25 protein-coding genes are annotated in these 24814 nt (G+C 72.2%); 2 read left to right on the top strand and 23 right to left on the bottom strand.

The genetic code is table 11. From position 1 onward, the window contains the following. Nucleotides 1-97: 97 nt before the first annotated feature. Nucleotides 98-508 (top strand): hypothetical protein, encoded by a 411-nt coding sequence (locus tag ABD067_RS17015; protein WP_343896551.1) that lies wholly within the window; start codon nucleotides 98-100, stop codon nucleotides 506-508. Continuing rightward, nucleotides 505-4815, top strand: coding sequence for a MobF family relaxase (mobF, locus tag ABD067_RS17010; RefSeq protein ID WP_343896550.1), 4311 nt, complete (start codon nucleotides 505-507; stop codon nucleotides 4813-4815). The genes ABD067_RS17015 and mobF overlap by 4 nt, the downstream gene beginning before the upstream one ends. Before the next feature lie 130 nt (nucleotides 4816-4945). Here the strand turns inward: mobF and ABD067_RS17005 are convergent, their stop codons facing one another. From ABD067_RS17005 to ABD067_RS16895, 23 genes are all read right to left on the bottom strand, one after another. Then, the gene (locus ABD067_RS17005) at nucleotides 4946-5290 is read right to left on the bottom strand and encodes a hypothetical protein (RefSeq protein WP_343896549.1); all 345 of its coding nucleotides are present in this window, start codon (nucleotides 5288-5290) and stop codon (nucleotides 4946-4948) included. Next, entirely contained in the window at nucleotides 5287-5886 is a 600-nt protein-coding gene (locus ABD067_RS17000) for a lytic transglycosylase domain-containing protein (RefSeq protein WP_343896548.1), read from the bottom strand. Before ABD067_RS17000 ends, ABD067_RS17005 begins: the two co-directional genes overlap by 4 nt. Then, nucleotides 5883-7142 carry a hypothetical protein gene (locus ABD067_RS16995; RefSeq protein WP_343896547.1) on the bottom strand — a complete coding sequence of 420 codons (1260 nt, stop codon included), beginning with the start codon at nucleotides 7140-7142 and terminating at the stop codon, nucleotides 5883-5885. Before ABD067_RS16995 ends, ABD067_RS17000 begins: the two co-directional genes overlap by 4 nt. A 3-nt stretch (nucleotides 7143-7145) precedes the next feature. After that, nucleotides 7146-7682 (bottom strand): conjugative transfer signal peptidase TraF, encoded by a 537-nt coding sequence (gene traF, locus ABD067_RS16990; protein WP_343896546.1) that lies wholly within the window; start codon nucleotides 7680-7682, stop codon nucleotides 7146-7148. Then, entirely contained in the window at nucleotides 7679-9553 is a 1875-nt protein-coding gene (locus ABD067_RS16985; protein ID WP_343896545.1) for a type IV secretory system conjugative DNA transfer family protein, read from the bottom strand. Before ABD067_RS16985 ends, traF begins: the two co-directional genes overlap by 4 nt. Beyond that, the gene (locus ABD067_RS16980) at nucleotides 9550-10848 is read right to left on the bottom strand and encodes a TrbI/VirB10 family protein (protein WP_343896544.1); all 1299 of its coding nucleotides are present in this window, start codon (nucleotides 10846-10848) and stop codon (nucleotides 9550-9552) included. Before ABD067_RS16980 ends, ABD067_RS16985 begins: the two co-directional genes overlap by 4 nt. Then, nucleotides 10848-11285 (bottom strand): hypothetical protein, encoded by a 438-nt coding sequence (locus tag ABD067_RS16975; protein WP_343896543.1) that lies wholly within the window; start codon nucleotides 11283-11285, stop codon nucleotides 10848-10850. Before ABD067_RS16975 ends, ABD067_RS16980 begins: the two co-directional genes overlap by 1 nt. Further along, nucleotides 11285-12283 carry a TrbG/VirB9 family P-type conjugative transfer protein gene (locus tag ABD067_RS16970; RefSeq protein WP_343896542.1) on the bottom strand — a complete coding sequence of 333 codons (999 nt, stop codon included), beginning with the start codon at nucleotides 12281-12283 and terminating at the stop codon, nucleotides 11285-11287. Before ABD067_RS16970 ends, ABD067_RS16975 begins: the two co-directional genes overlap by 1 nt. Then, a complete protein-coding gene (locus ABD067_RS16965) occupies nucleotides 12283-13029 on the bottom strand; it encodes a type IV secretion system protein (RefSeq protein ID WP_343896541.1) in 747 nt (248 codons plus the stop codon). The genes ABD067_RS16970 and ABD067_RS16965 overlap by 1 nt, the downstream gene beginning before the upstream one ends. A gap of 7 nt (nucleotides 13030-13036) precedes the next feature. Continuing rightward, complete coding sequence (locus ABD067_RS16960; protein WP_343896540.1) at nucleotides 13037-14317, bottom strand: type IV secretion system protein; 1281 nt, start codon at nucleotides 14315-14317, stop codon at nucleotides 13037-13039. A 1-nt stretch (nucleotide 14318) separates the two neighbouring features. After that, nucleotides 14319-14549 carry a hypothetical protein gene (locus ABD067_RS16955; RefSeq protein WP_343896539.1) on the bottom strand — a complete coding sequence of 77 codons (231 nt, stop codon included), beginning with the start codon at nucleotides 14547-14549 and terminating at the stop codon, nucleotides 14319-14321. A gap of 2 nt (nucleotides 14550-14551) precedes the next feature. After that, nucleotides 14552-15277, bottom strand: a complete 726-nt coding sequence (trbJ, locus tag ABD067_RS16950; protein WP_343896538.1) for a P-type conjugative transfer protein TrbJ — start codon at nucleotides 15275-15277, stop codon at nucleotides 14552-14554. Next, nucleotides 15255-17753 carry a hypothetical protein gene (locus tag ABD067_RS16945; RefSeq protein ID WP_343896537.1) on the bottom strand — a complete coding sequence of 833 codons (2499 nt, stop codon included), beginning with the start codon at nucleotides 17751-17753 and terminating at the stop codon, nucleotides 15255-15257. Before ABD067_RS16945 ends, trbJ begins: the two co-directional genes overlap by 23 nt. 7 nt (nucleotides 17754-17760) lie before the next feature. Continuing rightward, entirely contained in the window at nucleotides 17761-18078 is a 318-nt protein-coding gene (locus tag ABD067_RS16940) for a VirB3 family type IV secretion system protein (RefSeq protein WP_343896536.1), read from the bottom strand. 2 nt (nucleotides 18079-18080) lie between these two features. Continuing rightward, nucleotides 18081-18410: a hypothetical protein gene (locus tag ABD067_RS16935; RefSeq protein WP_343896535.1), complete on the bottom strand. Its 330-nt coding sequence runs from the start codon at nucleotides 18408-18410 to the stop codon at nucleotides 18081-18083. Next, nucleotides 18407-19423: an ATPase, T2SS/T4P/T4SS family gene (locus ABD067_RS16930; protein ID WP_343896534.1), complete on the bottom strand. Its 1017-nt coding sequence runs from the start codon at nucleotides 19421-19423 to the stop codon at nucleotides 18407-18409. The genes ABD067_RS16935 and ABD067_RS16930 overlap by 4 nt, the downstream gene beginning before the upstream one ends. A 101-nt stretch (nucleotides 19424-19524) precedes the next feature. Beyond that, nucleotides 19525-19917, bottom strand: coding sequence for a hypothetical protein (locus ABD067_RS16925; RefSeq protein ID WP_343896533.1), 393 nt, complete (start codon nucleotides 19915-19917; stop codon nucleotides 19525-19527). Between the two features lie 466 nt (nucleotides 19918-20383). Beyond that, on the bottom strand, nucleotides 20384-21286 hold the full coding sequence (locus tag ABD067_RS16920) for a copper resistance D family protein (protein WP_343896532.1): 903 nt from the start codon (nucleotides 21284-21286) through the stop codon (nucleotides 20384-20386). Next, nucleotides 21283-21672: a copper resistance CopC family protein gene (locus ABD067_RS16915; RefSeq protein ID WP_343896531.1), complete on the bottom strand. Its 390-nt coding sequence runs from the start codon at nucleotides 21670-21672 to the stop codon at nucleotides 21283-21285. Before ABD067_RS16915 ends, ABD067_RS16920 begins: the two co-directional genes overlap by 4 nt. A gap of 23 nt (nucleotides 21673-21695) precedes the next feature. Beyond that, complete coding sequence (locus tag ABD067_RS16910) at nucleotides 21696-22187, bottom strand: hypothetical protein (protein ID WP_343896530.1); 492 nt, start codon at nucleotides 22185-22187, stop codon at nucleotides 21696-21698. Between the two features lie 289 nt (nucleotides 22188-22476). Next, entirely contained in the window at nucleotides 22477-22848 is a 372-nt protein-coding gene (locus ABD067_RS16905; protein WP_343896529.1) for a hypothetical protein, read from the bottom strand. Nucleotides 22849-23219: 371 nt separating this feature from the next. Beyond that, complete coding sequence (locus tag ABD067_RS16900; protein WP_343896528.1) at nucleotides 23220-24062, bottom strand: copper resistance protein B; 843 nt, start codon at nucleotides 24060-24062, stop codon at nucleotides 23220-23222. Between the two features lie 17 nt (nucleotides 24063-24079). Further along, a partial coding sequence (locus tag ABD067_RS16895) for a multicopper oxidase domain-containing protein (protein ID WP_343896527.1) occupies nucleotides 24080-24814 on the bottom strand: 735 nt, incomplete at its 5' end.

The following is a 24814-nucleotide window of genomic DNA, read 5'->3' as shown; positions in this document are numbered from 1 at the left end:
TGTTTGTCCGGTCCTTTGCGTGGCTGCGGAGCGGAAGGAAGTGCTACAGACCAAGTGACCCCTCACGGGGTCATCGGGCGAAGGGCAGAACGGTCGGATGCCGGACGACGATCGGCTGGAGGAACTCAACCGCAAGGCCGACCTGGTGTTGGCGGAGCTCAAACGTCAGGGCGAGCGCATCACCAGCCTCGAGGTGGTGGCGGCCCACGTGGTCCAGGCCGTGAACGGCCTCACTGCCCCCGTGGCCTCCCTCAGCGAAGCCGTGAACCGGCTGGCCACCGCCGCGAACAAGGAGGACGGCGGCAAGCTGTCCCGCACCCTCCAGGGCATGCTGGATGAGCTCGGCAAGCACACCGGGCACCTCGCGGTATTGGCGGAGGGCGTGGAACGCTGGCCGGCGCTGGCGGAGGACATCGCCATCCAGGCCGCGCAGCTCGCCTCCGGCGGGGGCGCCGGGCCGCGGCCGGAGATCGAGGTGCCGGAGATGGAGACGCCCCCCCGGCCATGATGACCTACCGCACGGGCGTGATGGGCGGGCAGGCCGCGGCGGCGGCCATGGCCTCGCACCTGCTCCAGCGCACACTGTCCAACGAGCAACTCTCCCTGGCGGCCTACTACCTGGGCGGCACCGGCCTCCAGACGGCGCAGGCCGTCGCGTTGGGCATGGGCAGCGTGCCCACCGTGCGGGCGGACCTGCGGCCGGAACTCGCCGCGGCGCTGGGGCTCGAGGCCGGCGCCCTGGTGAAGCCGGAGGAGCTGGCCAACGTCCTGGGCGGGCGCACCGCGCAGGGCGAGGAGATCGAGGCCCACCAGCGGGCGATCCGGAGCTACGCGGCCGCGGAGGGCGGCGAGGCCCGGCAGCGCATCTCCTACATGGATTTCTGCTTCAGCGTGCCTAAGGCGGTTTCCGTCGCCTGGATGGCGGCGGAAACGGACGCGGAGCGCAACTCGATCCTCCAGGCGTGCGTCACCGCGAACCTAAAGTTCCTGGCCTACATCGAAAAGGAGATCGCCAAGGCCGGGTTCGGTAAGGGGCACAAGAGCGGGGAGGAGCGGGGGCACCTCGCCACCATCACCGTCCCGCACTTCACCTCGCGGCCCACGCTGGCGATCACCCGGCCGGATCCCGCCACCGGCGTGGTGGACACGGAGCTCGTGGAGGTGCTGCGCGACGGGCTGATGCGCGGCGATCCGCAAATCCACTTCCACAACATCGTGCTGAACCTGATGTGGACGGAAAGCGGCCGGCTCGTGTCGGTCAATCGCGACCGGCTCGCCGGGCGGATCCACGAGTTCGGCGCGGTGGGGCAATCCTTCCTGGCGGCGGAGCTCGAGGCCATCGGCGTCGCCACGGCGCTGGACGGGCGCACGAAGCTGCTCACCTTGCCTTGCATCCCGGAGCACGTCTGCGAGGAGTTCTCCAAGCGCACGAAGGGCGCGGAGGCCTCGGCCAGGGAGATGGCGCGCGAGCACGGCCTGGATTGGGACAAGCTCGACGCGGATCGCAAAGTGGCGATGCTGAAGGGCCGCGCGCAGGCCGGTCGGCAGGGTAAGGGGGACGATCTCGCGGACGCGGAGGCGTGGAAGGTCCAGATGGAGCGGCTGCGCTGGCGGCACCGCTCCGCGATCTCCTACGGCCCGGCGAACCCCCTCTGGACACGCGACGCGCGCATGGAACACGGCTTCGGCGTCACCCGGCGGGAGTTCTCCGGCGAGATCGGCAAGCGGGCGGTGGTGATGGGCTCCGACGCGCGGCTGTGCGCGGCGCGCGGGATGATCGCGGCCGGCGGCATGACGGACGCCGGCGATATCCCCGACATCACCCGGGCGATGGTGAAACGCGGGGTGGAGCAGGACGGGAAGGAAACCAAGCTCCTGTGCCGCGACGCCGGCGAGGGCCGGGTGAAGATCACCACGGAGCTTCACCGGGACCAAGAGGAAGAGGTGGTCCGGCTGGCCGCCGCGGCGGCGCGCGACACCTCGCGGGCGCTCACGCCGGAGCGGATCCAGGCGGCGGTGGAGTCCACCGGGCTCGCCTACGACAGCGAACACGGCGAGCGCCAGCGCGCGCTGATCGATGAGGTGGGGCGAGGGGGCGCGCTCGGTGTCTTCATCGGCGTCGCCGGCGTGGGCAAGACATCGCGCATCCTGCCGCCCCTGGTGGCCGCGGCGAAGGCGCAGGGCCGGGAGGTGTGGGGCACGGCGCAGGCGTGGCGGCAGGCCCGCGCGCTGCACGAGGCGGGGATCGACCACTTCCGCTGCCGGGCCTTCCAGCCCTTCCTCGAGGGCGTGCAGGCCGGGCGCACGAAGCTTACCGCGGACAGCGTGGTGGTGCTCGACGAGCTCTCGCAGATCGGCACGCGCCAGCTCCTCCACCTGCTGCGGCTGCGCGAGAGGATCGGTTTCCAGCTCTACATGACCGGCGACGATCGCCAGTGCCAGAGCATCGAAGCCGGCCCGGTGATCGAACTCCTCCGCCGGGCGATGGGCGACAAGGCCATTCCGGAGATCCTCTCCACCGTGCGGCAGCGCACGGAGCGCGGGCAGGAGATCGCCGGGCTCTTCCGCAAGGGGACAGAAGAGGACACCGCCTGCGCCGTCAACGCGCTGCGGGAGGACCGGAGCGCGGAGCTGGTGCCGGGCGGCTACGGCGCGTGTGTGGAGCGGGTGGCGGCGCTCTACCTCGAGAGGGTGGAGGTGAATAAGGATGATCTTTCCTACACCGTCACCGTCACAGCCCCCACCAACGCGGACGCGCTGAACATCGGGCGGGAGATCCGGGCGCGGCTGCAGGACCGCGGCTCGGTGTCGCAGGAGGAGCTGGGCGTCCTGGCGTCGGATGGCGCCGGCAATCTGTCGGCCTTCCCGGTGGCGGCCGGCGACAAGGTGCGGCTCTACAGGCAGACGCGCGGCGTCTTCGCGGTGAACGGCAAACCGAAGAGCGCGCACGTGGGCGACAACGGCACCGTGCTGCGGGTGCTCGAGGTGCTGAAGGATCCACGCTCCGGCGGGCTGCGCCTCGAGACGGAGGCGGGGAAGGCGGCCTTCGTGTCGTGGGACGCGCTGCGCGACCGCGGCACCGGTCGGATGCTGCTGGGGCTGGGCTACTGCCTTACCATCGATTCCGCGCAGGGCGTCACCAGCGACGAGCACATAAGCGCCATGCCCGCGGGGTCCGCCGCGGTGCAGGCGTTCAAGGCCTACGTCCAGGCGTCGCGCCACCGCGTGGAGCACTTCCTGATCGGCTCCCGCGGCGCGGAGATGCTCGAGGTTTCGTCTCGCAGGCCGCAAGGCGTGGCGGGGGAGATCACCGAAGAGGCGTGCTGGGCGAACGTGGCCCGCAATCTGTCGAAAGCGCCTCTGAAGGAGCTGGCGTCGGACATGCTCGCCGCGGTGGCGGTGGAGACGGAGCGGAGCGCGAAAACGCTCCAGCGGGTGCTGCGGCTGCAAGAGGCCCGGGAAGCGGCCGGGCAGGCGATCTCCACCCTCCGGCGGTCGATCGAGGAGGGGAAGGCGGCGGAACTGCTGGGCCAACTCGGCGCGCGCCTCGAGACGGCCATGAAGGCGCGGGCCCCGATCATGGCCAAGCTCGCCGCCATCTGTCCGCCTCCTGTCCCAGTTTCGGTGGCGCCCGCCTTCAATGATCTGCTGCCTGTCCAACGGCAGCCGGCATCCGCCCCGGTTCCGTCGGTGGTGCGGATGGTTGCTCCGAACCCCTCGCTTCCGGCCAAGCGGCTGAAGATCACGGAGCAGGAAGCGACGGAGCAACTCCGCGTTGAGCTTGACCGCTTCGGCATCGACGTGGCGCGCATCAAGGGCGGGATCCGGCTCGACGGGCAGCGGCACTATGTCCACATGAAGAAAGACAAGGGGCACGAGAAGCGCGGGGCCTACCGGGCGCACTTTGCCGGCGTCGTGCCGGCCGGCGCCATGTGGGACCACTCCACGGGCGCCACGCGGACGTGGAAGGCTGGCGGCGAGTATGCGCCCCTCTCGCCGGAGGAAGCGGCGCGCATCGCCGCAAAGCAGGCAACGAAGGCTGCGGAGCGGGAGCGCGAGGACGAGCGTCGGCGGGAGGTGGGCGCGCGCGACGCGCGGAGGCTGTGGGCGGCCAGCAAGCCGGCGGGCCTGTTCCACCCCTACGTGGTGGCGAAGGGGATCGACGCCGCGGGGCTGCGCGTGGCGCCGGCCGGGATGGCGTTGGGCCCACGGGGCATCCAGCCGGTGCCGGAAGGCGCGCTGGTGGTGCCGCTCCGCCTGCGGCCCGGCGGGCCGGTGGTGAACGCGCAGACGATCGGCGCGGACGGGTCCAAGCGCCCTGTGTTCGGCGCGGTGAAAATCGGCGCGCACTGCGTCTTAGGGGAGATCGAAGATGGGAAGCCCGTCGCGTTCGCGGAGGGCCTCGCCGCCGCCAAAAGCTTCCACAAGGCCACCGGGATCGCCACCGTGATGTGCCTGGACAGCGGCAACCTGCTGCCGGTGGCAAAGGCTTATCGCGAGCTTCACCCCGATGCGGAGTTCATGGTGGCGGCGGACAACGACGCGCACCTGCCGCTCCGCGAAGGGCACCGCAAGCAGGCCAACGAGGGGCTGACGAAAGCGGTGGCTGTGGCCGATGAGGTCGGCGCCACGGTGCTGCTGCCGCCGGAGATCGAGGAGCGCACCGCGGCGGACAAGGGCACCGATTGGAACGATTGGCGCGTCGCCCGCGGCCTCGAGGCCGTGCGCGAGGCGGTGGAGGAACTGCTGGAAGCTCGCGAGCTCCCGAGGCGGCCGCCAGGCCGGGAGCGCCCCGGGCAGGGCCTCGAGCTCTAACGCTACGAGGATTTCGGGGCGGGCCGGGGCTTCACCTTCCGCCAGCCCTGGCGCGTGCCCTTCCACGCTTGTCCATCGGCCGCACAGCAGCGATCTTGGGTGCGCCGTCTCGGGCGACGCCGCACGGCGCTCACCGGGTGAACTCGAGGCGGATGGCGGAGCGCGTGTTGGGGTGCGTGGCGTTGCGGGCGAGGCGGAAGGCCCGGGACACGCGCGAACCCAGCATCACCGGCAGGCTGAAGGCGGCCACGAAAGCGGCGCCGGTGATGGCGGCGGCCCGCAGCGCGTTCGCGTCGCCAAGCAGGAAGTAGCCGATGAGGTTGAAGCCGGTGGCGAAGAACGCGAAAAACGCCACCGCGCCGGCGGCGACCGTCACCAGCACCGCCAGCGCGGTGAGCAGCCCGCCGATGAGCACGGCCAGCGCGATGAACGGGGCCGCGACGGGAGCAGGCAGGCGGAGCAACAGGCGCTTCATGGCAACCCTCCTGTAGTCATGGCCACTGCGGCGTGCCACTCCGGCGGCGCCACCGCGACGGCCTCCCGCGGGTCCACCACCCGCGGACGGGACACCCGGGCCTGCGCCGGGATCGGCTGCGCGAGCGCGGGCACCATCCCGTATCTGGATACATAGCCGTTCTGGATTCCGCGTTGCATGTCGCCGGTGTTATAACACGACAACATGGCCGTCATCGCCTCGCGGCCGCCGTGCTCCAGGCCGGCTCGCCGGGCGCGGGCGTAGCAGGCTTGCAGCACGGAGGCGGAGGCGCGGAGGTTGGTGCGGGGATCGAAGAGCTGGCGCACCGTGAGGCCCATGGTGGCGAAGTGGATGCTGTTCACCTGCCCCAAGCCGATGTCCACGGTATGGCCCTGCCCGATCCAGTGCAGCGCGAGCGCGACCGCTTCGTCCAGGGTCCGCGGCTGCCGGATCGCCGGCGGGGCGGACTGCCCCGGCCGGCGGTTCACGTTCACCGCGAAGACGTGCCCGCCGCTCTCCACGCGCACCACTCGGCCCATGGTTTCCGGATGCACCGCCTCGCGGAGCTCGTGGTAGATGGCCGGGAGATCGATCACAGCTCGTGCTCGTCTTCGTCGCGCTCCGCCTGACGCTCGAGGTGCCACGTCTTCAACTCCGTGGCGGTTTCCTGGTGGAGCCGCCCCGTCGCCTCCAGCTCATCGACCACCGCGGCCATCTCCTCGCGGCCGATCTCGCCAAGGGCGTGGTCGGCGGCCATGCGCGCGAAGCGGGTGGCCTCCCCCACGTCCTGATCGTCCCGCACGTCCGCCGCCCTGTCGTGCAGCCGGAGGGTGATGGCCTCGCGCGCCTGGGCGACGGGGGCTTGCGGCGCCTCCGGATCGCGCACCGCGGCGGCGAGCTGGTAGCGGTCGGCGGCGCTGCGCAGGCTCTCCGCCGTGGAGTAGTTGTCCCATCCGCCCTCCACTGCGGCCTCCGCCCTGAAGGCGTTCGCTTGGGACAGGAGCTCCGCCGTGGGGAGCTCCGGCACCGCGGCGATCCGGCGCTCCAGGCCCCGCTGAACGATAGCGTCGATGATGGGGGTGGGCGCATCCCTGGTCGCCTCGCTTACCGGGTGGCGCCAGCCGTCCCGATCGTCCACCGCCTCCAGGTATTCCGCCTCCGCCTCCGCCTCTTCGCGGATCACGCCGCGCGCCGCGTCCGAAGCGGCGCGCTCCATGAAGTTGAGCGTCATCCGATCCGCCATGTCGGCGTAGGAACCGCCCGTGAAGTCGCCCCCGTCGCCAAGCGTCATGCCCCGGGCCTCGAGCGCCTCGCGCAGCTCCCGATCTTCGTGGAGGGCCATCAACGCGGCCTCCGCCTTGTCGGCATCCCCATACAAGCGGTCGCCTTCGGATAGGGCGGCGTGCAGCGCGGCGACGCGGGCGGAAACCCCTTCCAGTTCCACCCGCTCCCGCTCAAGTGCCGGTTGCTGGGGCGGCGCATGGCGGTAGAGCTGGGCGACGAGATCCTTCTTGTCCTCCGGCGCGATGTCGGGGTCGCGCTCCACCATCTCGCGCATGGCGCCCCGCTGCTCCTCGGACATGAGCATGCCGGCGTGGCGATGCTCCATTCGCGCGTCCAGGAGCTTCCCCTTGAAATCGATCTCCGCGCGCTGGAGATTCTGGCGCGAGGGGAGGGGCCACTTGTCGTCGTCGCGCGGATCGAACCGCTCCGCCTCCGCGTGGTTGCCGCACGCCATGGGCGCCGCAGCGCCCATGGCGCGCACCGGGTCCGACGCCCCTTGCGCCGGCGCCATCGGCGGCACCCCGCCGCGGTCCTGGAACCACCCCACCAGCCTGCCGAACATCCCCATGGTTCAACCTCCGCCGAAGGTCAGGAGCGGGCGCGCGGAGGCGCGGACGGACTCCACCGGCACCGGCCCGAAATAGCGGCTGTCGAAACTGCGCGGGTCGTGGTCGGACAGGATCCAGACGGTGCCCGGCACCACCGCGTAGGTTCCGGGCACCAGCGGCGGCAGCGGGCGGCCCTGGCTGTCCTGCTCGAGCCCCGGCCCCGCCACCATCGTGCCGTTCACCCGCACGCCGTCCTCCGCGATGTCCACGGTGTCGCCGTGCACGGCCGCGGCCGGCTTCAGCAAGGGCATGGTGCCGCTGGGGCAGGGGCCGGGGCCCACGTAGCCGCGCTTCAGGGCGAAGGCCGCGGCGCCGGGGGGCAGGCACGCCTCCACGATGACGCCACGGCGCGGCGTCGCGCCCTCCGGCGCCTCACGCTTGGCGTAGAGGCCCACCGGCAGGCTTGGCGTCCAGTTGACGCGCACCCCCGCCGCCGCCGCCACGCCGGCCGCAGCCGCCAGCGCGACGGTGCCGCGCAACCACCAGCTCTTCATGCTCATGCTGCCCTCCGCATGGTGTCTGTCGGCGGCGCCGGGATCGCGGCGCGCGCGCTGAAGGCCGGATCGAAGAAGTAGCAAGCCTGCGTCTCGAGCGCGGTCTGCATGCCCGCCACCTTGATGAGCACCTTGCCGGGCGAGACAATCCGGCCCGCGCCGTCCTTCTGCGGGGTGGGGATGCGCTCCACTTCGTCGGGCGTGAGGAGCTGGCGCGAGACGGTGTGGTATGCGCGGTTGAAGCCGCGCTTCGCGTCGCCGGTGCTGCCGCTCTCCGACACGTCCTCCGTGATGCGCGTCTCCCGGCCGCTCCACTCCGACATCCACTCCGCCGTCTTCCCGTTGGCGGGCGTGTAACCGAGCTTGATGGTGCAGACGCCGGTGACGGTTTCGTTCGGCCCGTATTCCTTGGTGATCTGCTGGTAATCCTGCGCCAGCACCATCACGCGAATGCCGTACTCCGGGCACCGGGCCATGAAGGAGACGAAGTATTCCTGCGCGCCATCGGCCGGGAACTCGTCGTAGATGAACCGCAGGCTGTGGCGGTGGGGGCGGTTGCTGCCCTTCACGGTTTCCACGCTGGCCAGCCGCCCGCCCATCAAGCTGACGAACAGGCGGGTGAGCGGGCGCAGCCGCAGCCGGTGCTCCTCGCGCGGGATCACGTAGAGGGACACGGGATCCTCCGCGTCCATGATGTCCGCGATGGAGAAGTCCGAAGCGGCCGTGTTCCGCGCCACGATCGGATCGCGGAAGAGCCGCAGCATCCGGCCGGCGGTGGAGTGGACGGAGCCGCGCTCCTTGTCCGGCCGCTTCAACTGCGCGGCGCCGGCGGAGGCGATCTCCTCGTGGCGCGCGCCGCCGGGCCCGCAGCGGTTCTCCGCCATCGCCTTATAGAGCTTCACCGGCTCGCGGTCGGGGTCCGCCAGCGCGCGGAGCACGTCCGCCAAGCAGGCCCACTCGCCGCGGGCGCGGCGTTCGTAGAGCACGAAGAGGGTGAGGCCGGAGAGGAACTCCGCCGCCACCGGCGGGAAGTGATCGCGCCCGCCGTCCAGGCCCTCGCCGGACGGGTCCGCGACGTGCTCAATGATGGTGGCGGCGTCCGAATACTCGTGGATCGTGCCAAGGCGCACCTCGCGCAGCGGGTTCCACCGCACGCGATTCTCGGTCGCCATGAGATCCCAGCGGAGCACCTTCTGGCCCGCGCTCTTCCGCCAGCCGGCGGTGTCGCGGTAGATGCTGCCCTTGGTGTCGAACACCACCAGCGATTCCGCCTCGCCGGACAGGCAATTCATCACCACGGGGCCCGCGGTCTTGCCGCAGCGAGGGGGGCCGAACACCCCCAAGTGGTCCGGCCCATCGTGCCGGATGTAGGTCAAGCTGCCGTCCTTCTCCTCGTGGGCGGCCAGATACCAGCCCGCCACCTCCGGCTGCCGGCGGGAGAGGATCCCGGCCCGCGCCGGGAGCAGGCGCGCGGCCTCAAGGTCGGCGCGCTGCGCGAGGCGGGCGGTGCCATGCACGCCCTCGTGCTTCCGCGGCTTGTTCTTCTTCTGCGAGAGCGCCCACCCCGCGAGCATGGGGAGGGCGCACACGGCCATCATCAAGCCGCCGTCCAGGAGCTCGTAGGTGCGGGCGGCGCCAGGCGTGGGCCAGCCCGCCATGCGCCACTGGATCCAGCTCCAGGGCGCGTACCACCCGTCGAACCACGGCTCCCCCAGCTTCGAGTGGTGCCCGAGCCGGCCCGCCATCCATTGGGTGATCGGCACGCTCACGGCCAGCACCGTGAGCGCGGTGGTGGCGAGCAGCCCCGCCAGCTTGCGGCCGGCGGAGCGCGGGGGAGGGCCGGCGGCGTCGGCGCCGGGAAGGGCCGCGCCGTTCACCGGATCACCGCCCCGGGTTCGGCGCCGCAGAACCCGCGGCCCGGGATCCACGGCGCGTCGAAGCCGATCGTCTTGGTGAGCTGGAGCGTGCCCGGCAGGCCCGCGCGCGCCTCGAAGGTGGGCTTCACGTTGAGGTCGCGTTGCACCGTCTGCCCGAGGATCTGCTGCGTAGTGAGCGCGGCCTGCCCGGCGAGGATGGAGCCCACGTCGAAGCCGCCGCGGCTGCCGCCCCGGGGCTGCGCGAGCTGCGTGGCCGCGCCCCCGGCCGCGATGATCGCTGCGTTGAGGATGAGCCGCCCATAGTGGCGGTCCACCTTGTCGCGGAGGCCGTAACGCCCGGAACCGTCCGCGCCGGGCATGGAGCCGATCGGCATTTCCTCGCGGCCGGGGCAGGCCGGGTTGCCGGTGGCCGGGTAGGTGATCGACGTGATGGCGATGGGCAGGCGCTCGCTGCCGTAGCCCAACTGGTCCTCGTAGACGCCGCGCAGCGTGGCGCCTTGCGGTATCAGGATGAGGTCGCGCCCCGGGCTGATCTCATCCATGACGTGCTTGGTCACGGTCGCGGTGAACTGCCCCTGCGCGTCGCTGGAGATGTCCTGATCGAGCCGGAAGGGGATGCGGGAGATGCCGCCCTTCAGCTCGTATGGCGACTGCGCCGGGATGGGCGAGGTGGAAAGGTAGAGGCCCGCGGCGTTCACCGGGCCCTGGTAGAGATCGCCCGGCCGCGTCTCCTGCCCCGGGCCGGCTTGCCCGGCCTGCCCGGGCTGGCCCGGCCGTTGCTGGCCCTGCTGCTGCCCGCCGCCGCCGGTCTGCCCCTGGCGCTGCGCGGCGAGGGCTGCGGTATCGGCGCGCATCGCCTCCACGGCGCCGCGGCGCCTATCGTCCTGGAGCTGGGCGAGCTGCTGGTAATAGTTCTCCCATGCACGCAGGCGGGCCTGAGCATGCACGTCCGGCGGCTGCTGCGGCGAGGAGCCGGCGCCGGCGGCGGCGGTGTTGCGCTGGTTGGTGTCGGGCCCCGGCGTGCTCGCCGCGGCCTCGATGAAAGGCGGGCCCTCCGCCGCGGTGAAGCCGGTGGCTTCCGCCGCGATGGCGTCGCCTGGGCTGGCCGGGCCGGCGTCCAGGCGGGTGGCGCTGCTCACCTGGGCGTCGCGGATGATCTCGCGCATGACGAAGCCGAGCGGGACGAGGCCCACGACGGTGACGACGCCGATGCCGATGTAGATGGGCAGCTTCCCGAGCCGCTTGGGGGAGGGGCGGCCCGGGACGGCGGCGAGGCGCTGCGGATCGGGCGCCATCACTTCGCCTCCGCGAGCGTGACGGTGTAGGGGGTGGCCGGCTCCAGCCTGCCGCCGTGGCCGCGCGCGAGGATGCGTGCGGCGCGTTCGCCGTCCAGCGCGATCCGCACCAGGTAGGCGCCGCGCGCGTGCTCCTCCACCCGGTAGGAGAGGCGGTTGCGGCCGGAGGGCGAGACGGCGTGCCCGGCAGCGCGGAGGTCCGCGGCCACCTTCTCCGCGAGGTCCGCCGGGTCGCCTTCCGGCGCGTCCAGGGCGATCGGGCCCGGCGGGGCCCGCATGGTGACGAAAGAGGCGACGGTGGAGGAAATGGCCGGCGCGTCGGCCGGCGCGATCCCCTCCGCCACGAAGCTCCCGGGCATCTCCGGCCCGCCGCCGAGGGAGGCGCACCCCGCCGCGGCGGGCGCGAGCAGGGCGAGGGCGAGCAGCTGGCGCCGCATCAACGGTATTCCTTCCGGGCGATGGACACGGACACCTGCGACCGGCCCACGCCGGTCACGAGCTCCATGCTGTTGACCAGCGCATCCACCTCCATGCGCCGGCCGATGAGCCGGGAGGTGACGAGCTGGTGGACACCTCCGGCGTCGCGCACCACCAGCGTGGGGAAATCGACGCTCCCGATGTCAGCCGGGAACTCGATGCAGGTGCGCGCGCCGTTGGCGGTCGTGACGCCGTAAACCTGCACCGGGGCCCACGGCCTGGAGCGGCGCGGCGCGTCGATCGCGTAGGCGGATGGGGGCACGGTGGGCATGCCGTCGCACGCCGCGCCCCCGCCCGCGCGCACCCCGGCGACGGACTCCAGCGCCGCGGCGCGGGCCCATTGCTGCCGGGCCACGAAGTTGGGGTTTCCCAGCTTCAGGAACGGCATGTAGCTGCGCTGCGTCGATTGCAGCCGCAGCGTGATGGACCGCTGGTTGGTGTTGAGGACGAAGTTGGAATCCAGCCCCGCGTCGGTCGGGCGGAAGCGGATGTGCATGACGCGGCGCATGCCCTCCACGGCCCACCGGAGCTGGTACTGCCAGCGCGGATCACCGATGTCGGGAAGGTCGGTCGGGCCCTCGCCGGGCTCGAGCGCCACCACGCACCACCGGAAGGGCGAGCACACCAGCACGGGCTCGCACGCGCCGTGCTGCACCTCCAGCACGCCGTCGGCGCCCATGGCGGTGCCGCAGCTCCGCGAGCGCCAGCGCGACGACATGCCGAGCGCGCGCGCCGCGCGGGCCGCCAGCCGGGCGCCGGGCGACATGGCGGGCAGAGCGGGGGGCATGGTGCCGGGGATCGCGGCCTGCGGCGGGGCGCCGTTGCCCTGCGCGCCGGCGGCGGCCGTCGTGGTCGTGGTCGCGCCCCCGGGCAGGGCGGGCACGTCCTGCGCGCCGGCCGGAAAGACGAGGGCGAGGGCCAGCGCGGACGCGCCGGCGCAGAGCCCGGGGCGGCGCATCAACCGTTCCCCCCGCGGTTGGCCTGCGTGCCAGGGCGCGCGGGCGCGTTGCGGCTGGGCACGGCTTCCCAATGGTAGGATTCCACATAGACGCCGTGCGGGCTCTTCTCGAGCGCGTCGCGGGTAGTCGGCGGGTTGAGCACGAAGGTGGTGCGGCACCGCCAGTCGGTGCTCGAGACGAGCACCCCGTCGCGGCCCTTGTGCAGCTCGCGCCACTCGAGCAGCCAAGCGTTGGAGTCCGCCCGGCCGCCCTCCGCCATGGCGGTCTGCCGCTCCACCCTGACACTCTTGGTCTTGGCCGTGCCCACGGGATCGAGCCGGCGGTGGTGGTCCTGGAGGTCCACCTCCGCCTGGGAGCCGCCGCGGGTCATGTTGTAGGTCCGCTGGGCCTGCCGGATGGTGAAGTCCCGATCGAAGGAGACTTCACGGGCGCCGCGGACCCACGCTTTCAAGTCCTCCGCGATGTCCTCGAGTGCCGGGCGCCCGGCCGGCATGTCGAGGGAGCGCACCGCGAGCACGTCCCCGCGGCACATCTCCGCCAGCAACGGCGCCGGGCCCGGCACCACCACGCGGTAGAGCGTCGCCCCGGCCCCCACCGCGCCGAAGGCCATCCCGCCCATGAGGGCGATGAAGCCGCGGCGGTTGTTGGCCTGGGACATCTCCACGATGGAGTCCCACGCGCCGGTGCCGCCGGGGGGCTTCGGGTCGCCGCTGCCGTCCGCGGGAATGGTGCTGTCGCGCTTCATCGCGTCCTCACGGGTCGTAGGCGGGTTCGGCGGCGCGCGCGGCGTTCCTCGCCGCGGTGTCGCCGCGGGTGGAGGCGGCGGCACCGCCGGAATGGCGGGCTATGCGGGCGCCGAGGAAGCCGGCGGAGGCGCCCGGGGCGCCGGACAGGCGGCGGCCCACGTCGGAGGCGTAGGCTTCGCCCATGTTCCGCGCCGTCATGGCGGCGAGCTTCGCGCCGTTGGCGATCTGCCCGCCCAAGCTGCTGCCCGGGTAGCTGGAGCCGCCGCCGGAGCCGCCCTTGCCGGAGGTGGCCTCGAGCTGCGCCTTGGCCTGGTCGAAGGCCGCGCCGATCCCGCCGCCCATCGCGGCGGTGCCCACTCCGGCCTTGGCGGCGGACATAATCCCGTCGCGCACGGCGCCGGCGAGGCTGGCGCGCGTCATGCCGGTGGCGGCGCCGGTGATGAGGCTGTGGGCCTCGCTGGGCAGCGTCTTGGCGAGCCGCCAGAGCACCAGCGACACCGCCACCATGCCGATGCACTTCGGGTAGTCGATGGCGCCGGCGCGCATCTGCGCGGCCCACCCGTTCATCAGCATCTCTCCGACGCCGACGATGCACTGGAGGATGAACCGCTGCGTGCCGATGGCGAAGGCGAGGCGGAGCTGGCCGATGGCGATTTCGCGGGTGAAGGCGCTGCCGCCGAAGCCCATCATCAAGGCGGACCACGCGGCGAACAGGTAGCCGCGGATCGTCACGAGGATGATCTCCCCCACGATCTCCGCGAAGGTCCAGATGACGATGGCGCCGCAGAGCAGGAGCACCAGCGACTTCGGGCTCCAGCTCATGGAGTCCCAGATCACCTGCACCATGTTCGCCCCGATGCCGATGATGTCGCCGGGGCTCATGTTCACGCTGCCGCCCATGGCGGCGACGGCCGCGTTGGCATTGCGGACCATCCACAAGAAGATCTCGCGGCAGATCGTAGGGCCCGCTTCGATGAACAGGGCGAACAGGCCGATGAGCACGCCCTGCTTGACGAAGAGCGCGAGGATGTTGGGCGTGCTGGCCTGCCCGTCCATCCAGAGCATGCCGAGCGCGAAGGCGAGCTCCATCACCACCAGGAAGCCGAAGAGCTGGAGCGCCACCGTCCGGAGCGCCGGCTCCATGGCGCTGGCGTTCTGGAAGGCGTCGGGGATGCTGTTGACCATCCCCGCCACCACCTGCGCGTGCGCCGGGGCCGCGGCGAGCGCCACGGAGGCCGCGTAGAGGGCGAGGACGGTCCAGAGCGGCGCCGGGCGGATCCGCTCCACGTCAATAGCGCCGGTTGCCGCGGGTGGGCTGCTGCGGGCCGCGGAAGAAATCGCCGTTGCCCTCGGGCTTCGGCATGGCGGCAGCCACCTGCGCCGCCATCTCGGACGCGGTGAGGACACAGAGCCCGCGCGCGTCCTCCACGCCCTGGCGGTAGGCGACGTAGGCCGATCCGCCGCCGATCCCGCCGACGCCGGCGAGCGCGAGCACCACCACGATGACCTTGGCGAGCATTCTCAATACCTCTTGTTGCCGGCTTCGGGCTGGGGCGGGGTGCCGTAGAACTGCGTGTCCGACGCCTCCTCGGTGGCGCGGCGCTCCGCCTCAATGGCCAAGGCGTTGGCGTGCTGGCGGGCGTCCTCCAGCGCGATCTCGCGGAGCCGGTGCAGCTCGTTCACCATCGCGCCGCCCATTTCGACGTTCGCCTGCAGGGCCTGCTTCATGCCCTCCGCCCCGGAGGAGCGGGCGCGGATCACGTCCACCACGGCGCGGTCGCCGGCCATCTGGTCGCGCATGAGGCCGAAGCCGCGGAGGGACGCGGCCACGTTGTCGTTGGCCTGCTCGCTCCAGCGGCCGTACTGGTCCTTCATGTTGATGACCTGACCGAGCAGACCCCGGTAGCTGTTGAGCTGAGAGCTGGCGAAGCCGATGCTGTTCCGCAGGTGCATGCCCTGGCTGAACAGGTTTTGCGTCGCGGTGAAGTTGCCTTCGATCTGGTGCCAGATCGCGCCCGGGAGCGAGATCATGTTGGTGATCTGGTTCTGGAGCATCTGCGCTTGGTTCACGCGCATGGTGATCGTCTCCGCGAGGTGCTCCAGATCCTTCGCGTGGCCGATGAGCTGTTGGATCCTGTCCGCGCAGTTGACGCAGACGGTGGCGAGCTGCGCACGGGCCGGGCGCGGCGGCGAAACCGGCGTGCACGCCAGCGCCGCGGTGAGGCTAACCGCGAAGAAGCGCCGCATGGTCAACCCCCTTCCTCTCGAGCCAACGCCACTTCCAGTCGTCGCCGTAGCGGGCCACGTACTCATCGACGCGGCGCACCTCCTCCTCGCCGGTGGCGGCGGCGAAGGCGAGCGCGGCTGGCCCGAAGCCGAAGTTGACGGCGCGGCGCCCCTCCGGGCTGGTGATGAAGTATTCCCGGGCCTTCTCGAGCGTGCGGATCACCTCGCGGCCCTGCCGGCGGACGCCGAACGCCTTGTAGAAATCGGCCGGGCCCTTCTCGTCGTCGGTGCCGCCCAGCTGGGCTTCCGGGTTCGCGCCGTAGATGCGCGTCGGCACGCTCTCGAGCAGGATGGAGAGGAGCCCGCCGTCGCCGGCCTCGCGGTTGACGATGTCCGCGAGGTTCTGCGTGGCGATCCCGATGGACACCACCTTGCTGCGCTTCGTCTTCCACCGCTGGCGGATCCGGGGGCGCCAGCGCGGGTGCGCCACGGCTGCCCAAGCCTCGTCTATCGTCTCGAGGATGGGGCGGCCGTCCTCGATCCGGTCGAACCTGTCCTCCAGGCACATGAGGGCCGGGAGCAGGATCTTGTCGCCGGAGCCGAGGATGTCGGTGATGTCGTAGGCGTCCCAGTGGGTGTCCGCCGCGTCGCTGCTCTCCGCGTCGAACAGGCGCCCGCCGGGGCCCGTCTCCAGGGCGTAGAACTCGAGGGCCGCCGCCACCTCCGCGTCGTGGCAAAACATGAGCGCGTTGGTGATGGAGCGGACGGGCTCCGTTTTCAGCATCTCGACCATCCCGTGGATGGCCGCGCGCTGGTCGGGGGAAGGCGACTTGCCGTGCTGGAGGTGGAAGACGGTTTCCGCCCACTCCTGGGCCCGCGCCCGGTCGGCGCCCGTCTTCAGGTGCTCGAACGGGCAGAACGCCGGGCTGTGGTCGGCGCCGAGCTCGTGGTAGGCCCCGCCGGTGGCGAGGCACGACGCCTTCATGCCCCTCTTGAAGTCGATGGAGCGCACCCGGGCCCCGCGGTAGCGGAGGAACTGCTTGCAGGCGACGTTGAGGAGCGTCGTCTTGCCGCTGCCCGGAGGGCCGAAGAACCCGAAGTTGCCGTTGTCCCCGACGCAGTTGTTCCACCGGAAGGGGATCCCTCCCTCCGTGCTCGCGTGCATGAGCGCGGGCGAGCCGGGCGGGTAGAGCGGGTTCGGGTTGACGGGCGAGCCGGTCCAGACGCCGGAGGACGGGGCGAGGTCCGCGGCGTTGAAGGTGTGGATCATCGGCTTGCGCACGTTGTTGACCACGTTCCCGGGGAGCGTCCCGAGGAAGCAATCCGGCGCGTTCTCCGTCTCCACCTGGGATCCGAAGCCGCAGCGGCCGACGGCCTGCTCCACCGCCTTGGCCATGCCGTGCAGCTCGCGGTGGTCGCGCGAGCGCAGCACCACCGTGGCGGAGTACCAGAGGTGCTTGACGTGGTTGCTCTTGGACAGGGCGAGCGAGGTTTCGCACTGCGCGTGCATCCTCACCGCGTCGGCGTTTGTGGAGCCGCCGCCCAGTCCGAGGATCGTGCCGAAGAACGGGGTCTGCCGCTGTCGCCAGAACTTCCGCTTCGCGTCGATGTCCTTCACCGCCTCCACCTCGTCGCGGGGGATGGCGCGCTGCGTGAAGCGGTAGCCGCCCGGCAGTTGCAAGGTGGAGACGCTGTCGAGGATCCCGGGCCACGCCTCCGCGGGGAAGCCGTTGATGGCGACGCAGGCCACGTAGCTGTCGCCCACGATCGGGGTGTGGCCGGGCTCGAAGTCCGCGCCGCCGATCACGCCGGAAAGCGGCATGGCGGCGTCGGGGATGTTGAGCTCCAGCGCCTTCCCGGTCAGGCAATAGTGCAGGTAGTTCACCAGCTCGTCACGCCGGTGCTCCCGCCCCATGATGTCCGTGTGGCGGTAGGAGGCCATCCGGCGCAGGCCGAGCGCGGCGCCGGCGCGGGTCTCGAAGCGGTGCAGCATGAGCTCGAAGGCGCGCAGCGCGAGAGCCTGCGGGCTGTTGTCGTCATCGCGCCCGCGCCGGCGGTACATCATCTGCCCGAAGCGGCTGGCGGCGGCGGCGGACGGGGTGAAGCACACGACGAAGGCGCGCTCATTCTCGAAATGCGCCCCCTCCAGCATGAACTGTCGGCGGCGCTCCTCGTCCACCATGCGGGAGATCGGGTCGGGGAAGTGCGAAAGCTCTGGCCCCGGGTAGGCGGCGGCCGGCACCACCGCCACGTCGTTCCACCACGCGGTGCCGGTGCCGAAATTCATGGTGGCCGCGTTCGTCACCGCGGCCGTGTCCTCCCGCTCCGCCGGCGAGGACGACGCGGCGTCGGGCGGGCTCGCGTAGTAGCCCGCGATGATCCGCCCGTCGCCGGCGGTGACGAAGGAGGGCGAGCCGGGTTCGCCTCCCATGGCGTGCTGCCAGGGGCAGAGCGAGGCGGTGCCGGCCCCCTTGGGGATGAAGGATGCGAGCTTCACCGGCGCCTCACGCCTTCGCTGCGTCTTGGGCCGCGGCGCGGGCCGCGTAGTAGGCCCGGAGAAACCAGTTGGCGGCGAACACCGCGAACATCTGCGGGTCGGCTTTGGCGATGCGGCGCAGTTGCGGGACGCCCACGAAGAGCAGGAACGCGCTGGCGAAGAGCGAGGGCGGGCTGTGGTAGAGCCAGGTGAAGAACGCGAACATTACGCCGCCCGCCACCACGAAGCCGAGCGGCTTCTTCTCCGCCCCGGCCACCGTCTCCGGCCGGGTGAGGGCTTGGTTGATGGAGCGGACGATCCGCCCCTGTGCCGCATCGTCGCGCACGGTCAGACGATCGCCGCCGTCATGCCGAAGAGGCTGGCGAAGGTGACGATGCCCCCCAGCGCGCCGATCACCATGCCGGCGCGCCCGAGGATCATCAGCAGCATGGAGAGCTGGCCGTTGTTGAGGTACTCGGTCAGCCCGCCGACGCAGCCCATCACCACGAAGATGAAGGCGAGGCCGCCGCGCGCCTCCGTGCTGAGGGTGTTCATGCCGGAGCTCCAGGGGAGGCCGGCGCTGGTGGTGGCGTGCGCCGCGTCCGGCGCCAGCAGCAGCGCGAGCGCCGCCACGGCCGCCGCCGCGGCCGCAGCGCGGCGAAAGGTTCTCTCGGTCAAGGCGGTGCCTCCAGTTGGATGTCGTAGTCGGCGCCGCTCCACCCCTTCACGGCGGCGATGTGGGAGACCATCCGCCCCGCCTTATTGGCTGCGCTCTTCTGGATGCACACCACGAGGTCCACCGTCTCGCCGATGATCCGGTGGAGCGGCATGGAGGTGGCCAGCGACGCGGCTTGCTCAAGCCTGATGAGGGCCGCGCGCGGGGTGGGGGCGGATGTCTTGGCGTGGATCGTGCAGAAGCCGCCGTCGTGGCCCGTGTTCCAGGCCATGAGCATGTCCATCGCCTCCGCGCCGCGCACCTCTCCGACCATGATCCGGTCGGGGTTCGCGCGGAGGATGTCCTGCAGGCTTTGCTGCGTGGTGTAGCCCTCGCCGGTGCGGAGGTACTCCGCGTTCGGCACCGGGCACTGGAGTTCGCGGGTGCGCTCGCTGCACAGCACGCGGTCCCCGGGGGTGAGCGCCGCCACGCTTCGCAGCAGGGCGTTCATCAAGGTGGTCTTGCCGCCGCCGGTGCCGCCGCAGATGAGGACGTTTTCGCGCCGCTCCACCGCGAGCTCGAGCCGCTCGCGCTGCGCCGGCCGCATCACCCCCTGCGCCACGTAGTCTTCGAGCGCGTAGACGGCGGAGGGCGGCTTGCGGACGATGAAGCACGGCCCGCGGGAGACGGGCGGGAGGAAGCCCTGGAAGCGCAGCACCACCGTGCCGTCGCCGGCCTCGCTCTCCAGCTCCGCGGCGAGGGCGGGCTTGTGGCGGCCCACCTCCTCCTTCGCGGCCTTGGCCACCGCGTAGATGAGCTTCTCCGCGTCCTGCGGGGCGATGGAGCCGACGCGCTCCTTCGGCCTGCCGAGGAGGGCGGCCCACACGGATCCGTCGCTGTTGGCCTCCACGTCCGTGAGGCCGTCCCGCGCCACCAGGCCCCCGATGAGTTCGCCCAAGAGGCGCTTCAGCATCGCGGCCCGGCGGGCGGCGGCGATGTCGCGCGGCTGCGGCGAGGCGGAGTGAGCGGCCACCATCACGGCGTCACCGCCAGCACCGGCCCGACGGCACCATGGACGACCATCACGATGGGGCCGCCGCCCGGGATCATCGGGCGGCCCCGGTCAGGCGGGGGCGACTACTCGATGCCGATGCGCGACAAGAAGGGGTGGCCCTGCGGGACGACGCGCAGCATGCCGCGGTAGCCGAAGCCCGCGAGGACGCGCCGGAGGATGCGGTAGTCGCCCCAGGATTTTGGGCCTTCGTACCGGCGGAGCGCGATGTGGTGCCAGCCCGGCCTGTCCGAGAGGAGCAGGAACGGGGCGAGTTCAGCAGTGGCGGCCACCTCGACGACCACGACGCGCCGCACCTGGACGCCGGCGGCGACGGCCTTGCCGAGGTCGCTCTCGCTGATGCCTTCCCGCGCCCGCACCGCCTCGCCCCAAGCCGACTCAGCCAGAACGTAGCCGGAAGGCGCCTCGTCTGGAAACGCACAAAGGCCGGACACAAACGAGACTGTGGTCCCAGGCATGTAAAAGTCCCGGTCATCGTTGCGGTCCCTGACAACTTGCGGTTGCCGGCGGACCCTCCGGGGTTCGGGGGGCGGGTGGGATGCTAGAAAAGGCTAACTTCTGACGAAAGGACGAAAACGCGCAAATTCGGCATTTCGTCGTGGTTTAACATCACAGAACCGCGACGACGCCCTGCGCTGAATTCCTCAGCGCGATCGTTCGAATTTTTCTGCCTAATGGCGGACTGAGGCCTTGTAAGTCCCGCGAAATGGTGGGTGGCCTATGAGCGGATACCCGCGCTTCTTGGCCGTTGCCGTTGCCGTTGCCGTTGCCGTTGCCGTTGCCGTCGCTGCTCTGTCCTTGTCCTACGCCGCTCTAAGCGGGGCGCACGCACCCTCCGGCATGGTCAGGACGGGCGCGGCGCGCCCGCTACGGGCGAGGGCGACATCTGGCAGAAATCAGGGCTTTGGAGACGTGAAGTCCGGATCAGCCCGTACGACGGTGGGCGAGATCCTCGGGCGAGGTCGAGACCATCTCGGCGACCGCGTAGAGCACCAGCAAGGCCACGACCGCCTCGGCCGTGACGGAGCGGGAAAGCCGACTCCCCGCCCCAGGCGCCCCGGCGGCCAGCGCCGGCGTCAGGCGGTAGCGGTGCCAGGCGGCGAAGCCGAGCAGGGCGCCGACGAGCATCACCTTCGCCAGCAACGCCCAGCCGTACCAGGAGGCGAAGAGCTGCCGCGCGCCGCCCAGGATGCGCCAAGCGAGGAGCAGCCCGGCCGCGACCAGCACCGGCACGGCCAGGGCGGCGACGCGGGCCCAACCCTCCACCAGCCGCGCCGCGGCGGGCCCCTCCCGGCGCGAAGCCCAGGCGAGCGGCGGCAGGCCGCCGATCCAGAAGGCGACGACCGCGAGGTGGACCGTCAGCAGGGCCGCGAGCGCCGGCCGCGGCGCGAGCATGGTGGTGTGGCCGACGGCCGCGTAGCTGGCGCAGGCCAGCAGGCCGCCCAGCGCGGCCGGGACCGCCCAGCGCCGCCCGAAAGCGAGCAGGGCCACCAGGAGCAGCCCGGCCCCGCCGAGGGCGTAGGAAATGCCCGCCCGGGACGCGACCGCCACGCCCCAGATGTCGGCGTCCAGGAGCGTCTCGCCGCCCGTCAGCACCCCTACCTGCGCCGCCAGCGCACCGACGCCGGCGCCGATGCCGAGCAGCGCGGCGCCCGCCGCCCAGCGCCGGACCCGCGCCGCGTCCACCGCCTCCTGCCGGGCGCCGAACAGCAGCGCGAAGAAGGCGAGGCCCGCCCCGCCCAGGCTGCCGGCGTAGTAGGCGGCGCGCAGCGCCACCGCGGCGCCGGCGTACCCCGCCTCGCCCGTCTGCAAGGCGGCGAGGATCACCGCGGCGCCGGTTCGACGATCCGGAAGCCCACGGCGCCACCGCCCACGTGGCCGTCGGCCGAGGCGCCGCGCCACTCGACCCTGTAGGCGCCCGGCGGCAGCGCGCCCTGCACCGCGGCGCGGACTTCGCGGGTCGCGGCGGTGCGCTCGCCCTCTCGGCGCAGCGGCCGCTCGCGCCCCGCCTCGTCCAGCAGCCGCAGGCTCGTCACCCGCACCGGCTCCATGAAGGCGAGCGCGACGGCCGGCGGCGGGGCGCGGAGCACGGCGCCGTCTGCGGGTTCGGAGGCGTGCAGGCCGGAGTGCGCCGCCGCCGGGGCCGCCGCGGCGATGCCGAGGGCGAGGACGGCGCCGGCGAGGCCGAACCCGCGGCGGGAAAGATCGGACATGGTCACCTCAGTTGCGAATCGAATCAGGAATGGGCCACGCGCTCGACCCGCGGCAAGCGGCCGGGCGCTCCGGAGCGGCGCTGGCAACACTTCGACATGTTCGCCGCGGCTCCGCGCGGCCCGCACCCGGCGACGCGCGTCCGCAGCCGCTCGACCTCCGCCCCTGGGCCCAGCAGCGTCCAGGCGTTGCGCAGCGTCACGCGGACCAGGTCTTGTCGTGCCTGGCCGACCTCGATCGAGAACCTCGGCCTCGACCGGCGGGGGTCGCGGCCGGACGGCGCGCCGAACGCGGTGATGCGGACGCCCGCGTCGTCTTCCGCGACCCGGAAGCGGAAGGGATCGCCCGCGTAGGCGGCCAGCAGGCAGGCCGCGAGACGCGGCGCGTCGCCGGGCGCTTCGAGCACGGCATCCGGTGGTCCGGCGCGCGGATCGAAGCCGCCGCCCCCGACGCAACCGGCGAGGGCCATCGCCGCCAGAACCAGAACGGGCAGCGGGGACGCGGTCCGGGACGACACCCGCGGCTCAACGGGTTCGCGGTCGCACGGCGGCGCGCCCCTGCGCATGGCCGGCATGGCCCCCGTGGGCTTCGGCGCCGCCGACGACGACGGGACCGGCGATCGGGACGTCGCCGGTCGCGTGCGCGGGCGCGGTCGCCCGCTCGAGCCCGCCCGGCGCCCGCGCGCAGGCCGCCAGGACGAACACCGCCGAACAGAGGACGACAGCGGCGCGCGTGGGCGCGCCGCCCCCGCCGGTCGCCGAACCCCGGCACGACGCACCACGTCCGACGACTACCGCCGGCATCGCCTACCGTCGCTGCCCCGGGCGCGTTTCCGGACGCGTTTCCGGGACCGGCGCGTGGCCGTGCTGGACCTCCGGGCCGCCCTCGCCGGAGTTGCCGGTGATGCGCCCGCCCGCCGGGCTGCCTGCGCCTTGGCCGCCGCCCATGCGGCTGTGGTCCATGTCGGCGTTGCCGGTGCCGCCGCTGGGGTTGTTCAAGGTCGGCGCCGGACCGGTGGAGCGTTGGCCTTGGGCGCCGCCGCCCATGCGGCTGTGATCCATGTCGGCGTTGCCGGTGCCGCCGCCCGGCGTGCTCAATGTCGGCTGCGCGAGCGCGCCGCCGGTGCCGACCAGGCCGGCAATGGCCACGATGACGGCCAGTTTTCTACGCGGGTGCATGCGAGTGTCTCCTCGTCCTCGGTCGCCATTCCGCGGTGCGCGCCGGCGGCCAAGAGCGTCGGCCGACGGCGTGGAGCGTGCGGTGTGGTGGAGATAGCTTTGGGGACGCCGCAATGTCGGAACAACGACACGATCGGCCGCGCGCGGGGCACCGCGCCGCGCGGTTCTCCAAGGCATTGGATTCGCTAGGGCCGTCCCGGTCGCGGCAATCTTTTGTCACGCCCGCGCGCGGCGGGGATGCGTCCGTCCGTCGCGTCGGACACGACGGTGCCGAAGCGCGTTCGCTGCTCGCGCGCGTCGCGCGCGGCCCACCGCTCCAGCGGGACCAGGCGGCCACACCGCGCCGGGAGCGCCGCGGCATGGCGCTCCCCTCAGAAGAAGATCCGGATGCCGGCGACGACGGTGGACTGCGACGGCTTCTCGCCGAGACGGCGGGTGAGGCCGGTGGCGCCGCCGGTGAGGCTCTCGAAGGAGTAGCCGATGTAGGGCGCGAACTCGCGGGTGATCTCGTAGCGCAGCCGCAGCCCGATCTCCGTCCGGTACAGGCCGGGCGCGATCAGCGCGTCGCGGTCCCAGCCGGACGAGAAATTGAACTCGAACTCGGGCTGCAGCACCAAGCGGTTGGTGATCAGGATGTCGTAGGAGGCCGCGGCGCGGGCGAGGGCGACGCCGCCCTCGCCGAAGAAGGCCTGCAGCTGCACCTCGAAGAACCCCGGCGCCAGGCCTTGCAGCGCCACCATGCCGTAGGTGCGCGCCGGCGTGCCCTCGCGCGGGTCGATGCGGAAGTCGTGCCGCACGCCCGCCTGGACGTCCCAGTAGTAGGCGACCAGGCGGGAGTAGAGCGCCTGGAGTTCCGCCCGCTCCAGCCCGCCCCGGTCGCGGTTGGTCTCGACGCGCGTGTTGAACCAGACGCGGTGGTAGTCCGTGCCGTAGAAGGCGGAGCCTTCCAAGGCGTAGATCGGGTGTCCGCGGCCGGTGCTGCGCAGCTCGTTCTGGTCGAACAGCACCGCGCCGAAGTAGATCGGCGAGTGGCCGGCGTGCTGCCCGACCGCCTCCGTCGTGGGCGCGCGCACGCCCGGGGCCGCGGGGCCGCCGACCGTGGCCTCTGCAGCCGGGGCGTGCCCGACGGGGTGCTGCGCCGAAGCCGCGGAGGAGAACGCGGCGGCGGCGAGCGCGAACGCCGACGCCGCGATCCCGAATCGTCCGGTCGTCATCCCGCGATCCGCCCGGCTCAGTGATTGTGCGCGACGGGCGCGGCGGTCGCGGTGGCGGTGGCGGCTTGGCGCCGCGTCGGCGCCGTCCCGGCCGTCGACGGGCCGCCCTCTACCCGGAAGAGCCGCATCATGCCGGATTCCATGTGGTAGAGCAGGTGGCAGTGGAAGGCCCAGTCGCCCTCCGCGTCCACGATGACGTCCACCTCCTGCACCGTGGCCGGCTTGATGTTCACCACGTGCTTGCGCGGGTTGAAGGCGCCGTGGCCGAGGTCGGGCACCATCCACATGCCGTGCATGTGCATGGGGTGGTTCATCATGGTCTCGTTGATGAAGCGGATGCGCAGCCGCTCGCCGTAGCGCGCCACGATCGGCTGCGCCCGCCAGAACTCGTTGCCGTTCATCGACCAGATGTAGCGCTCCATGTTGCCGGTGAGGCGCACCTCGATCATGCGGTCGTAGGGGCGCCACTCCGGGTCGGCGCGCAGCGGGCGCAGGTCGCGGTAGGACAGCACCTTGGCGCCGGGCGGCGCGCCGGTGTCGTGGGCGACGGTGTCCACCTTTGTCCCGTGGCCGAGGGCGGCGTGCGCCTCCATCCCGCCCGCGGTGGTGGTGGCCGGCGTGCCGGGCCCGTGCGCGCCGCCTTGCGTCGCCGGCTGCGGACCGTGGCCCACGGCGGCGTGGCCGGCGGCGCGGTGCCCCATTGCGGCGTGGTCCATGGCCTGGGCCGGCGGCGCGGCGGCGCCCCGCCGGTC

Origin of the sequence: Craurococcus roseus (genome assembly GCF_039523795.1) — a bacterium.
Taxonomy (GTDB): Bacteria; Pseudomonadota; Alphaproteobacteria; order Acetobacterales; family Acetobacteraceae; genus Craurococcus; species Craurococcus roseus.
The sequence above is the reverse complement of the archived record's forward strand: the minus strand, read 5'-3'. Positions and strand labels throughout refer to the sequence as shown.